General features: G+C 73.7%; 12 protein-coding genes and 1 pseudogene. 11 read left to right on the forward strand and 2 right to left on the reverse strand.

Features of this window, described 5'->3' with window-relative positions; translation table 11 throughout:
• Positions 1-139: 139 nt before the first annotated feature.
• Positions 140-949 (reverse strand): NAD-dependent epimerase/dehydratase family protein, encoded by an 810-nt coding sequence (locus ACZ63F_RS12335; RefSeq protein WP_469710344.1) that lies wholly within the window; start codon positions 947-949, stop codon positions 140-142.
• A 277-nt stretch (positions 950-1226) separates the two neighbouring features.
• Between ACZ63F_RS12335 and ACZ63F_RS12340 the strand changes: the two genes are divergently transcribed.
• Together ACZ63F_RS12340 and ACZ63F_RS12345 are read left to right on the forward strand one after the other, a co-directional pair.
• Entirely contained in the window at positions 1227-2168 is a 942-nt protein-coding gene (locus ACZ63F_RS12340; protein ID WP_469710345.1) for a 5-dehydro-4-deoxyglucarate dehydratase, read from the forward strand.
• Between the two features lie 29 nt (positions 2169-2197).
• Positions 2198-3358 carry a hypothetical protein gene (locus ACZ63F_RS12345; protein WP_469710545.1) on the forward strand — a complete coding sequence of 387 codons (1161 nt, stop codon included), beginning with the start codon at positions 2198-2200 and terminating at the stop codon, positions 3356-3358.
• Here the strand turns inward: ACZ63F_RS12345 and ACZ63F_RS12350 are convergent.
• Positions 3301-4536: an MFS transporter gene (locus ACZ63F_RS12350; protein WP_469710346.1), complete on the reverse strand. Its 1236-nt coding sequence runs from the start codon at positions 4534-4536 to the stop codon at positions 3301-3303. The genes ACZ63F_RS12345 and ACZ63F_RS12350 overlap by 58 nt on opposite strands.
• Positions 4537-4721: 185 nt before the next feature.
• On the opposite strand from ACZ63F_RS12350, the gene ACZ63F_RS12355 reads away from it, so the two are divergent.
• The 9 genes and pseudogenes from ACZ63F_RS12355 to ACZ63F_RS12395 form a co-directional block, all read left to right on the forward strand.
• Positions 4722-5162 (forward strand): DUF6010 family protein, encoded by a 441-nt coding sequence (locus tag ACZ63F_RS12355; RefSeq protein ID WP_469710347.1) that lies wholly within the window; start codon positions 4722-4724, stop codon positions 5160-5162.
• Complete coding sequence (locus tag ACZ63F_RS12360; RefSeq protein ID WP_469710348.1) at positions 5159-5740, forward strand: TIGR03086 family metal-binding protein; 582 nt, start codon at positions 5159-5161, stop codon at positions 5738-5740. Before ACZ63F_RS12355 ends, ACZ63F_RS12360 begins: the two co-directional genes overlap by 4 nt.
• A 51-nt stretch (positions 5741-5791) precedes the next feature.
• Entirely contained in the window at positions 5792-6544 is a 753-nt protein-coding gene (locus ACZ63F_RS12365) for an MBL fold metallo-hydrolase (protein ID WP_469710349.1), read from the forward strand.
• Positions 6545-6901: 357 nt separating this feature from the next.
• Positions 6902-7567: a GntR family transcriptional regulator gene (locus ACZ63F_RS12370; RefSeq protein ID WP_469710350.1), complete on the forward strand. Its 666-nt coding sequence runs from the start codon at positions 6902-6904 to the stop codon at positions 7565-7567.
• Positions 7564-8475, forward strand: coding sequence for a dihydrodipicolinate synthase family protein (locus ACZ63F_RS12375; RefSeq protein WP_469710351.1), 912 nt, complete (start codon positions 7564-7566; stop codon positions 8473-8475). The genes ACZ63F_RS12370 and ACZ63F_RS12375 overlap by 4 nt, the downstream gene beginning before the upstream one ends.
• Complete coding sequence (gene araD / locus ACZ63F_RS12380) at positions 8472-10217, forward strand: L-arabinonate dehydratase (RefSeq protein ID WP_469710352.1); 1746 nt, start codon at positions 8472-8474, stop codon at positions 10215-10217. Before ACZ63F_RS12375 ends, araD begins: the two co-directional genes overlap by 4 nt.
• Positions 10218-10257: 40 nt before the next feature.
• Positions 10258-10407, forward strand: coding sequence for a hypothetical protein (locus ACZ63F_RS12385; RefSeq protein WP_469710353.1), 150 nt, complete (start codon positions 10258-10260; stop codon positions 10405-10407).
• Between the two features lie 70 nt (positions 10408-10477).
• Positions 10478-11626, forward strand: coding sequence for a Gfo/Idh/MocA family protein (locus tag ACZ63F_RS12390; RefSeq protein ID WP_469710354.1), 1149 nt, complete (start codon positions 10478-10480; stop codon positions 11624-11626).
• Between the two features lie 219 nt (positions 11627-11845).
• Positions 11846-12077: pseudogene (locus tag ACZ63F_RS12395) on the forward strand (pectinesterase family protein); the annotation flags it as partial.
• Between the last annotated feature and the right edge of the window lie 2 nt (positions 12078-12079).

The raw sequence follows: 12079 nt of genomic DNA on the forward strand, positions 1-12079 counted from the left end.
GTCCCCCCTGAGGGCCTGCGCTGTTGTGGGGGGGGGGGTGGGAGCGGGCCCCCCGGATGCCCGAAAGCGGGGGGGGGGGGGCCCGTTCGGTCCCCCCCCGCCGCCGTGAGCGATCGTTTTCCGCCGCCCGGTCCCTCGCTCAGTACGGCCAGACGGGCGGGTCGTCGACGAACCGGCCGCCGAGGTGGGTGTGGGCCGGCTTCTCCGGGTCCAGGTCGCCGTGCTCGGCGATCAGCTTCGCGGCGAACTGCTCGGAGTCGTCCTGCGGCTCGTAGCCGAGCGCGCGTGCGGTGCTCAGGTCCCACCACAGCCGGGTGTTGGCGGACGAGCCGTAGACGACGGTGTGGCCGACCTCCTCGGCGGTCAGCGCCGCGTGGAAGAGACGGGCGCCGTCGGCGGGGCTCATCCACACCGACAGCATCCGCACGTCGGCCGGCTCGGCGAAGCAGGAGCCGATGCGCACGGAGACCGTCTCCAGGCCGTGCTTGTCCCAGTACAGCTGGGCGAGGTCTTCGCCGAACGACTTGGACAGGCCGTAGAAGGTGTCCGGGCGGCGCGGGGTGTCGACCGGGATCAGCGGATCGCCCGCGCGCGGGGCCGGGGTGAAGCCGACAGCGTGGTTGGAGGAGGCGAAGACGATGCGCGGCACGCCGGCCTCGCGCGCGGCCTCGTACAGGTTGTAGGTGCCCTCGATGTTCGAGCGGAGGATCTTCTCGAACGGTGCCTCAAGGGAGATGCCCGCCAGGTGCAGGACGGCGTCCACGCCCTGGACGGCGGCCCGCAGCGCGTCCTTGTCGCCGAGGTCGGCGGTGATCGCGTCCGGTGCGCCGTCGACCGGGCGCACGTCGAACAGGCGCAGCTCGTAGCCGTACTCCGGGAGCAGGGACCGCATCAGGGTGCCGAGTCCGCCGGCGGCACCGGTGAGCAGTAGCGTGCGGGGCGTGGGCATGCACGGTCTCCTTGGATCGACACCGATCGCGTACGCCGATCGCGTACATCGATCGCGTACGTGTCCGGCATTCACATTCATGGACACGCTAGGGAGGTGCGGCGCGCCGAGTCAAGTGTGCCGTGGAGTGCGGGAATCCGCTCGACTGTTGGTCGTATGCCGCCTTGACCGGCCGCAAGGGGGCCTCGTAACGTGGTCACGTTCATGAATATGGACGCCGATCAGAGACATGCATCAGCAGCACGATCTGCGTCGACCGCCTCGACAGGGAGCGCCCGTGACGCCAGCCCCTCTCGCCGCCCGGCTCCGTGACCCGCGCGGGCCGCTCTTCTTCCCCGTCACCGCCTACGGCCCCGACGGCTCCCTCGACCTCGACGCCTACCGCGAGCACGTCCGCCGTGGCGTCGAGGCCGGCGCCGCCGCCGTCTTCGCCTGCTGCGGCACCGGGGAGTTCCACGCGCTGCTCCCGGAGGAGTTCGAGGCCTGCGTGGCCGCGGCCGTGGCGGCGGCCGGCGGGCGGGTACCGGTGGTGGCCGGCGCCGGCTACGGCACCGCACTCGCCGTGCGCTACGCGCGTCTCGCCGAGGCCGCGGGCGCAGACGGCCTCCTCGCCATGCCGCCCTACCTGGTCGTCGCAGGACAGGAGGGCCTGCTCCGGCACTACCGCGAGGTGGCGGCGGCCACCGCCCTTCCCGTGATCGTCTACCAGCGCGACAACGCCGTGTTCACCCCGCCCGCGGTCGTCGAACTCGCCCGCACCGAGGGCGTCATCGGCTTCAAGGACGGCCTCGGCGACCTGGACCTCATGCAGCGCATCGTCAGCGCCGTCCGCACCGAGGCCCCCGGCGACTTCCTCTACTTCAACGGCCTGCCCACCGCCGAACAGACCCAGCTCGCCTACCGGGCCATCGGCATCGACCTCTACTCCTCCGCCGTCTTCTGCTTCGTCCCCGAGATCGCCCTCGCCTTCCACGCCGCCCTGCGCGAGGGGGACAGGGCGACGGCCGAGCGCCTGCTGGACGGCTTCTACCGCCCGTTCGTCGAGCTCCGCGCCCAGGGCAGGGGATACGCCGTCTCGCTGGTCAAGGCGGGCGTACGGCTGCGCGGCCTGGACGTCGGCGAGGTCCGTCCTCCGCTGCACGAGCCGGCCGAGGACCACGTGAAGCAGCTCGCCCAGCTGATCGAGCGCGGGTACGCACTGCTGGAGGAGGACGCGTGACGCACTCCGGAGCGGGCCGGGCAGGGCGGCTGAAGGCCTCGGCGTTCGTGTACCCCTGGGACGTCATCGGGGACCCCGCGGCCCCGGAGCGCATCGCCGCACTCGGCGTCGACCAGGTGACCCTGGCCTCCGCCTACCACTCCACCCGCGCCCTGACCCCCCGCCACCCCCGCCACCGCATCGTCACCGCCGAACACGCCGCCGTCTACTACCCGGCCGACGGCGACCGCTGGACGGGCCGCGCGCTGCGCCCCCACCCGGCCGGCGACTGGGCCCCCGGCGACGCCCACGGCGAGGCGGCCGACGCCCTGCGCGGCGCCGGCCTCGACGTCCACACCTGGGTGATCCTCGCCCACAACTCCCGCCTGGGCGCCGAGCACCCGGACACCTCCGTCGTCAACGCCTACGGCGACCGCTACCCCTGGGCACCCTGCATCGCCCAGCCCGCCACGCGCGCGTACCTGGCCGACCTCGCCGCCGAGGCCGCCGTCCGGCCCGGCGCGGCCGGTACCGAACTGGAGTCCCTCGGCTGGTACGGCCTCCAGCACCTGCACGCCCACGACAAGACCGCCGGGGTCGGCCTCGGCGACGCCGGCCAGTACCTGATGGCACTGTGCTTCTGCCCCGCGTGCCGGACCGGGTACGGCGCACAGGGCCTGGACGCCGGCGAACTGGCCGCCGCCGTACGGGAGGCCCTGGAGCCGCTGTGGCGGGGGACGGCCGACGACGCCGGCTGGCCGACCGTGGAGAAGCTGCTCGGCGAGCCGGTGGCGGCGGCCACGCGCGCGTGGCGCGACGGACAGGCCCGCACGCTCCAGGAGACGGCCGTGACCGCGGTCCGGGCGACGGCCCCGGAAGGCTTCCAGGTGCTGCTGCACGCCGACCCGGTGACGTACCACTGCGGAGCCAACGTCGGGGTGGACCCGGCCTGGATCCTGTCCGTCGCGGACGGCGTCGTGGTCCCCTGCGCCTCCGGTACGGGCCTGCTCGCGCCCTTCGCCGAACACGCGCGTGCGGACACCGTCCTGGCCGCCAACTTCACGGTGGTCTCCGGCATGGGCGGCAGCCCCGCGACCCTCGCGGCCGACGCGGACCGCGCCCGTGCCCAGGGCGCGACCGAACTGCGGCTGTATCACGCGGGGTTGGCGTCCGACGGCGACCTGGCCGCGGTGCGGGAGGCGCTGCGCTGACCCAGTGACCCGGCGGTGAGAAGCAGCGCCCCGCCGAGGACGGGCAACAGCAGCCGGCGGTCGACGAGTTCGACGAGGGCGGCCCCGACGGCCAGTCCGAGCACGTTCGGTGTGAACATCAGCGTGTCGGCCGTCGCGGTCGCCCGCCCCAGCGCGGCGGCCGGGATCTCCCGCTGTACGGCGGTGTAGGCGGCGATCAGGACGCAGGGGAGGCCGAGACCGCCGGCCAGGCTGCAGGCGAGCAGTGCTATGTCACATGGCACCGCCCGCCCCGCCACCGCCACCCCCGTCAGCGCGATCCCGCACGCCGCGAACCGCCGCTCCCCGAGCCGCCGCAGCGCGGGCCCCGAGACCAGCCCGACGCCCACCGAGCCGACGCCCTGGACGGCGTACAGCACCCCCAGATAGGCGGGGGAGTGCCCGAGGGCGGCCACGACGGCGTAGTTCAGGCTGCTGCCGAGCGAGGTGAGGCACATCGTGGCGCCGCCGGCCCGCACCAGCGACCGCACGGCCGGATGCGCCCGGACCAGCCGGACCCCTTCGGCGGTCTGCACGCGCCAACTGCCGCGCGGTGCCCGTCCGGGCCGCTCCTCCCGCACCCGGAGCAGCGCGCACAGCCCCGCCGCCAGCACGAAGGTGCAGGCGTCCAGCAGCGCCACGCCCGGCCCGCCGTACGCCGTGTACAACGCGGCGCCGGTCAGCGGGGCGACCAGCTTCATGCCCTCGCGGGCGGTCATCCGCAGCCCGTTGAAGTCGCCGAGGAGCGCCGGGTCGACGGCGGCGACGACCAGCGCGGAGTTCGCCGCGTCCTCGACGACGCCCGCCGCGCCGTAGAGGACGAGGACGGCGAGGAGCAGCCACACACAGGCGGCGGAGTGGACCGTCCCCAGTGGCAGCAGGAGAAGGGCGAGCGCGAGGTTCGTGCGGACCACCAGGGGTTTGCGGCGGACGCGGTCGGCGAGGGTGCCGAGGGCGGGGCCGAGGAGGGTGGGCGCCCAGAGCGCGGCGGTGCACAGGGCGGCGAGGCCGTCGGAGCCGGTGAGGTCCTTGACCCAGACACCGGACACGAGCCAGAGCGCGGAGGTGCCGAAGCCGGACACCACGACACCGGTGAGGTACAGGGCCGCGTTGCGATCGCGCAGCAGGCGGGCCACGGCCCAGGAGGTGCTGGTCGTCATGCCTGCTCATCGTGGGTCTAAGGCGGGGGCGGGGGGATCGGGAAGGTGCCTTAGAACGAAGCGCGAATCAGGCGTGGCGACGGGCAGGGCGTGGCCTCCTCGTGCGGACCGCCCGGCGGGAATCCGTCGGAACCTGTCGCCCGTGCCCATGGGGCCTGCGCCGCCGCGCCCCTAGCGTCGGCGCCATGCGCTACATCGCACCGATCCTCATCGGCCTCGGCTACGTCCTCCTCATGTCCCTCGTCCGCGAACCGCACCGGCGCCGCCTCAACGCGGTGATGGTGGCCGGCGCGGGTGCCGCGTACCTGAGCGGCGGCGGCCTGGGCGGCTGGGAGTTCGCGTTCACCGCACTGGCCACGTACGTCGCCTACCGTGGCCTGGACTCCTGGACCTTCGTCGGCGTCGGCTGGCTGCTCCACACCGCGTGGGACGTCGTCCACGACATCAAGGGCTCGCCGCTGATCCCGTTCTTCCTCGACTCGTCGTTCGGGTGCGCGCTCTGCGACCCGGTGATCGCGCTGTGGTGCTTCCTGGGCGGGGTGTCGGTGTGGCGGACCGATGAGTTTCGCAAGGCCGTGCGGTCCACCCTCCTGAAGGCGACGACGCACCGGGAGGCAGCACGATGACTGGGACGACCATGATCGACCTCGGCCCGCAGGCGAGGATCGTGGCGGAGCTCGCGGAGCGGGTGACGGACGGGCAGCTCGCGGAGTCGACGCCCTGTCCGGACTACGCCGTCCGCCATCTGCTGGGGCATGTGGCGGGTCTGTCCGTGGCCTTCCGGGATGCGGCCCGCAAGGAGTTGGGGGCCACCACCGACCACCGCCCCGGCGCGGCGCTGCCGGTCCTCGGACCGGATTGGCGGCAGGAGCTGCCCAAGGCGCTGGACGCGCTGGCGGAGGCCTGGCGGGACCCGTCCGCGTGGGACGGCATGACGCGTGCGGGCGGGGTCGACCTGCCGGGTGGGGTGGCGGGCGCGGTCGCCGCCGACGAACTGGTGATCCACGGCTGGGACCTGGCCCGCGCCACCGGCCAGGAGTACGTCCCCGATCCCGCGGCCCTGGAGGCGGCGTACGGCTTCCTGCGGAGGGCGGCGGAGGGCGACCGCGGCCCGTTCGGCCCCCTCGTGCCGGTGCCGGAGGGCGCGCGGCTGCTGGACCGGGCGGTGGGGCTGAGCGGCCGGGATCCGGAGTGGAAGCCGTAGAGCGGCGCAAACGGTGAGCGGGCGGGGACCCGGATCCGTACTCTCCTCGCCATGCCCTTGAGCCTCACCGTCCTCGGCACCGCCGCCCCCTACCCTCGGCCCGGCCGCCCGTGCTCCGGTTACCTGGTGCGGGGCGGCGGCGCCGAGGTGTGGGTGGACGCGGGGACCGGAACCTTCGCGGAGTTGCAGCGGCACACTGATCCGGCGCGGCTCACCGCGATCTGGCTCTCGCACCTGCACGCGGACCACACCGCGGATCTGGCGGCGGCCGCGTACGCGTACGCCTTCGGCGGCCTGACCCCGGCCGCACCGATCCCGGTCTACGCGCCGCAGGAGTGCGCGGCACGCCTGGCCGGCTTCTTCGGCCGTCCCGACCCGGGCTTCCTGAGCGGGATCTTCGACTTCCGTCCCCTGTACGACGGCCACGCCGTCCAGCACTGGAACCTGCGGCTCACCGCCCGCGCGGTCGCCCACGGCACGGAGGCCTACGGGCTGCGCGCCGAGTGCCAGGGCAGCGTGCTCGCGTACTCCGGCGACAGCGGCCCGTGCGCCGCCCTGACCGAGCTGGCCACCCGCGCGGACGTCTTCCTGTGCGAGGCCGACCTCGACCGGCATCGCGAAGGCGAACGAGTCCACTTGACCCCGGAGGACGCCGGGCTGATCGCCCGGGAGGCGGGAGCACGCGAACTCCTCATCACCCACGTGGGCCCGTCCCTGACCCGCGAGACGGCGGCGGCCCGAGCAGGCGCGGTCTCGGGACGCCTCACCGGCGTGGCCCGGGAGGGGGAGGCGAGGAGCTTCTGAGGCGGTGGCGCCCGAAGCCGCGTCCCTCCTCGCGGGCCGCCCCGCCACGACCCGCCCACCACGGCCGCGGGCTCCGCTCCGCGACGCTCAGCACCTCGCCCGGGGACAGCTCGTGGGCCCGCGGACCTCCTCCTCGCGGCAGCGGCCCGTCCGCAGCCCCCCGTCGGCCGGCCGCCGGCCCCACGGTCCGGGCTCCCTCCCTCCAACCGCGCTCTTTGTCGGAAGCATTGACGAAACACAGCCGCCCTCCTACCTTCATCCGCGTCGCACCTCGTACGTCATATATGAGACGCGATACGCGAGATCAGATACGTCAGATCAGGTCCCGCACCTGATATGTGACCCCGAGAGGTGCGCATGACCTCTGTGCCCGTGCCCATTCCGTCGCGCACGCAGTTCGTGCTGGACGCGATCAAACACCGCATCCTGACGGGGCAGCTGACGCCCGGTCAGGCCCTGGTGGAGACCGAGCTCGCCGCGCAGTTCGGGGTGTCCAAGACGCCCGTGCGGGAGGCGCTCAAGACCCTCGCCGGGACCGGGCTGGTCGTGATGAGCCAGTACAAGGGCGTCACGGTGCGCATGGTGGACGCGGACATGGCGCGGGAGGTCTACGACGTGCGGCTGCTCCTGGAGCCCGAGGCGCTGCGGCGGGCCGTGCGGCGAGGCGCCTCCCTCGACGCCGCCCGGGACGCCCTCACCCGCGCCGACGACGCCACCGACACCGCCGAACGCTCCCTTGCCAACCGCGACTTCCACCGCGCCCTCTACCTTCCGTGCGGCAACCCGCTCCTCGGCCGGATGCTCGACGAGGTTCGCGACCAGGCGGCCCTCGTCTCCGCCGTCGCCTGGGCCGCCTCCCCCTCCTGGGAGCGGGAGGCCGGCGAGCACCGGGAGATCCTGCGGCTGGCGCTGGACGGTGACGCCGACGGTGCCGCCCGCACCCTGCACACCCACATCGCGTCCTTCGTCGACCGGGCGTTTCCCCGGCCGGCCGGCCAGGCGGACCAGGAGGGCCAGGAGTGAGCAGCGTGGTGTTCGAGAGCCAACGGGCGGCGCTGGCCGACGTGGTGGCCATCCCGGTGACCCCGTTCGCCGCGGACGGCGGCGTGGACCAGGACGCCCACCGGGCCCTGCTGCGCCGGCTCCTCGACGGCGGTGTCCGCACCCTCACCCCCAACGGCAACACCGGCGAGTTCTACGCCCTCGCCCCGCAGGAGCGGCAGCTGGTCACCGAGCTGACCCTCGACGAGGCCGGGGACCGGGCGGTCGTCCTCGTCGGTGTAGGGCACGACATCGCGACCGCCGTCGCCACCGCCCGGCACGCCCGCGAGCACGGCGCGCAGATGGTGATGGTCCATCAGCCCGTCCACCCGTACGTGTCGCAGGCGGGCTGGGTCGACTACCACCGGGCGGTCGCCGCGGCCGTCCCCGACCTCGGTGTGGTCCCGTACATCCGCAACGCCCAGCTCCCCGGCGCCCGGCTCGCCGAACTCGCCGGCGCCTGCCCCAACGTGATCGGTGTCAAGTACGCCGTCCCGGACGCCGCCAGGTTCGCCGCCTTCGCCCGGGACGCGGGGCTCGACCGGTTCGTCTGGGTCGCCGGGCTCGCCGAGCCCTACGCACCCTCCTACTTCTCGGCCGGGGCCACCGGCTTCACCTCCGGCCTCGTGAACGTCGCCCCGGCCGTTTCGCTGAACATGATCGAAGCGCTTCGATCGGGTGACTACCCGGCCGCCATGAAGGTCTGGGAGCAGATCCGCCGGTTCGAGGAACTCCGGGCCGCGAACGGCTCCGCCGACAACGTCACCGTCGTCAAGGAGGCGCTCGCCGCCCTCGGCCTCTGCCGCCGCGACGTCCGCCCGCCCAGCAGGCAGCTGCCGGAGGAACGGCGCGCCGAGGTCGCCGCCATAGCCGCCGGGTGGTCGCTGTGAGCCCCGGTGAGAGCGTCCCGCGCAGGCGGCCCGAGGAGCTGCGGAGCCACCAGTGGTACGGCACCGAAGGGCTCCGCTCCTTCAGCCACCGCGCCCGCACCCGCCAGCTCGGCTACCTCCCCGAGGAACACCTCGGCAAGCCGGTCATCGCCGTCCTCAACACCTGGTCGGACATCAACCCCTGTCATGTGCACCTCCGTGACCGGGCGCAGGCGGTCAAGCGGGGCGTGTGGCAGGCCGGCGGATTCCCGCTGGAGTTCCCGGTCGCCACCCTCTCGGAGACCTTCCAGAAGCCGACCCCGATGCTCTACCGCAACCTCCTCGCCATGGAGACGGAGGAGCTGCTGCGGTCGTACCCGGTCGACGGGGCCGTGCTGATGGGCGGCTGCGACAAGTCCACCCCGGCCCTCCTCATGGGCGCGGCCTCGGTGGACCTGCCGGCCGTCTTCGTGCCGGCCGGGCCCATGCTCCCGGGCCACTGGCGGGGCGAGGTCCTCGGCTCCGGCACCGACATGTGGAAGTACTGGGACGACAAGCGTGCCGGGCTCATCGGCGACTGCGAGATGACGGAGCTGGAGAGCGGGCTGGCCCGGTCGCCCGGTCACTGCATGACCATGGGGACGGCCTCCACCCTCACCGCCGCCGCCGAGGCGCTCGGCGTCACCGTCCCGGGCGCGTCCAGCATCCCGGCCGTCGACTCCGGGCACGACCGGATGGCGGCCGGGGCGGGGATGCGGATCGTCGAACTCGTGCACCGCGACCGGCGGCTCTCCCACCTCCTCACCCGCGACGCCTTCGAGGACGCGGTCACCACCGTCCTCGGGCTCGGCGGCTCCACCAACGCCGTCATCCACCTCATCGCCATGGCAGGCCGGGCCGGGGTGCGCCTCACCCTCGACGACTTCGACCGCATCGCCCGCACCGTGCCCGTCCTCGCCAACGTCCGCCCCGGCGGACAGCGGTACCTCATGGAGGACTTCCACTTCGCGGGCGGCCTCCCCGGTTTCCTCTCCCGCATCCCCGACCTGCTCCACCTCGACCGGCCGACGGTGTCGTACGACACCTACCGCGAGCAACTCGCCGGCGCCCGGGTGCACGACGACGACGTCATCAGGACCCGTGGCAACCCGGTGGCCGCCGAGGGCGGGGTCGCCGTGCTGCGCGGCAACCTCTGCCCGGACGGCGCGGTCATCAAGCACATCGCCGCCGAGCCGCGGCTGCTCAAGCACACCGGTCCCGCCGTCGTCTTCGACGACTACCGGACCATGCAGCGCACCATCGACGACCCCTCCCTCGGGATCACCGCCGACAGCGTGCTCGTCCTGCGCAACGCCGGGCCCAGGGGCGGCCCCGGCATGCCCGAGTACGGCATGCTGCCCATCCCCGGCCACCTCCTCGAGCAGGGCGTGCGGGACATGGTGCGGATCTCCGACGCCCGGATGAGCGGCACCAGTTACGGCGCCTGCGTGCTGCACATCGCCCCCGAGGCGTACGTCGGCGGGCCGCTCGCCCTGGTCCGCACCGGGGACTCCATCACCCTGGACGTCGAGGCGCGCACCCTGCGACTCGACGTGGACGAGGCGGAGCTGGCGCGGCGCCGGGCCGCGTGGACACCGCCGCCCGTGCGGTACGAGCGCGGGTACGGCGCCCTCTACGACCAGCAGATCACCCAGGCCGACACCGGCTGCGACTTCGAGTTCCTGGCCCGGCCGGGCGACGTCCCTGACCCGTACGCGGGCTGACCCGGGCCGATGATCCTGAATCAGCGGCTTCGTCAGGAACGTGCCGTACTCCCTGGAGGAGGCCGCCTGGGCCGACGGCTGCAACCGGCTCACGGCCTTCCCCGTCCTCGTCCCGCCGCTCGTGATCGTCTTCGCCTTCGTCCAGAAGTGGCTGATCACCGGCTTCGGCGCGGGGGCGGTGAAGGCATGAGACACCTCGCGGGCGGAGCGGGGAAAACGCTTACCCTGCTCGCAAAGATCGACGACGCAGGGAGGACGCTGTGAACTCTTCGCCCATCGACCTCGTTCTGGCGGGGGCGCGCGGCCACGGCCGCTGGCACCTGGAGAACATCCGGCGGCTCCAGGAGAAGGGAGTCGTACGCCTCGCCGGGATCTGCGAGCTGACCCCGCTGGGCGCCGACGAGCTGGCGGAGGGGCTCGGGCAGCCCGCCCAGTCGGCGGACTTCGGCGCCCTGCTCGATACCACCGGCGCCCGCATCGCCGTGATCTGCACGCCCATCCCCACCCACACGGACCTCGCCCTGGCGGCCGCCGAGCGGGGCGTGCACGTGCTCCTGGAGAAGCCGCCCGCGCCGTCGTACGCCGAGTTCCGGCGGATGGCCGACGGGGTCGCGAAGGCGGGCGTGGCCTGCCAGATCGGCTTCCAGTCGCTGGGCTCGCACGCCGTCCCCGCGATCCGGCGGCTGATCGAGGAGGGCGCCGTCGGCGACGTGGTGGGAGTGGGCGGCGCGGGCGCCTGGGCCCGCCCCGAGGCCTACTACCGGCGGGCGCCCTGGGCCGGCAAGCGGCGGCTGAGCGGCGTCGACGTCGTCGACGGGGTCCTCACCAACCCCCTCGCGCACGCCGTCGCCACCGGCCTCGCCCTGCTCGGCACCGACCGCGCCGAGGACGTCACCCGCATCGAGACCGAGCTGCTGCGCGCCAACGACATCGAGTCCGACGACACCTCCTGCGTCCGCGTCACCACCCCGCGCGGCCCGGTCACGGTCGCGGCCACGCTCTGCGCCGAGGAACCGGGGGACCCGTACGTCATGGTGCACGGCACCGGCGGCCGGATCACCCACTGGTACAAGCAGGACCGGGTGCTGGTGCAGCGGGCCGGCCACGGCCCGGAGGAGACCGAGTACGGCAGCACGGACCTGCTGGAGAACCTCGCCGACCACCTCACCACCGGCGCGGCCCTGCTGGTGGAGCCGGACGCGACCGGCGCCTTCATGAAGGTCGTCGAGGCGATTCGACTGGCCGGTGACCCGGTCGCGCTGCCCGCCGGCGCCTGGCACCGCCTGCCCGAGGACGGCCGCCGCGTCGTGACCGGCATCGACGCCCTGGTCACGGCCAGCGCCGACACCCTTTCCCTCTACTCCGAACTGGGCGCCCCCTGGGCCCCGCCCGAGGAGGTGAGCCGATGAGGGGCGAGCGTCGGCCGGGTGCCGCGGACGCTGCCGGGGCCGCCGCCTCCCCGCACTTCCGCGTCACTCCCTGCTGACCCCGGACACAGGAGCCGATCGATGAAGAGCAGCATCCGCGGGCGACAAGGGCGGCGAGGGCTCCGGGAAGGGCACGATCACCTTCTGGGACAACAACGGCGATGTCCGCAGCGACAATCCGCCGACTCGACGGTCCCGGAGGTCTTCGCCCGCCAGTACTTCGCACGCTGCCACGTCGAGAGTGACGTCGACATCGTCTTCGGGCGGGCCACGGCCGTGTACGAGAGCTGCCACTTCCGCACCCTGAACCGGACCGACCTGGCGAGCGCCCCGTACGGGTTCGTCCTCGCCCCGTCGACGGCCGTCGCCGACCCGCACGGCTTCCTGGTGAGCCGGAGCCGCATCAGCAGCGAGGACCCGGACGCCGCCTACGCC

Source organism: Streptomyces sp. NPDC104761, assembly GCF_055583445.1.

Excerpts from the sequence above, each read along its gene's own strand:
- ACZ63F_RS12335 (WP_469710344.1), bottom strand. The coding sequence starts at position 949 with ATGCCCACGCCCCGCACGCTACTGCTCACCGGTGCCGCCGGCGGACTC.
- ACZ63F_RS12350 (WP_469710346.1), bottom strand. The coding sequence starts at position 4,536 with ATGACGACCAGCACCTCCTGGGCCGTGGCCCGCCTGCTGCGCGATCGC.
- ACZ63F_RS12355 (WP_469710347.1), top strand. The coding sequence starts at position 4,722 with ATGCGCTACATCGCACCGATCCTCATCGGCCTCGGCTACGTCCTCCTC.
- ACZ63F_RS12360 (WP_469710348.1), top strand. The coding sequence starts at position 5,159 with ATGACTGGGACGACCATGATCGACCTCGGCCCGCAGGCGAGGATCGTG.
- ACZ63F_RS12365 (WP_469710349.1), top strand. The coding sequence starts at position 5,792 with ATGCCCTTGAGCCTCACCGTCCTCGGCACCGCCGCCCCCTACCCTCGG.
- ACZ63F_RS12370 (WP_469710350.1), top strand. The coding sequence starts at position 6,902 with ATGACCTCTGTGCCCGTGCCCATTCCGTCGCGCACGCAGTTCGTGCTG.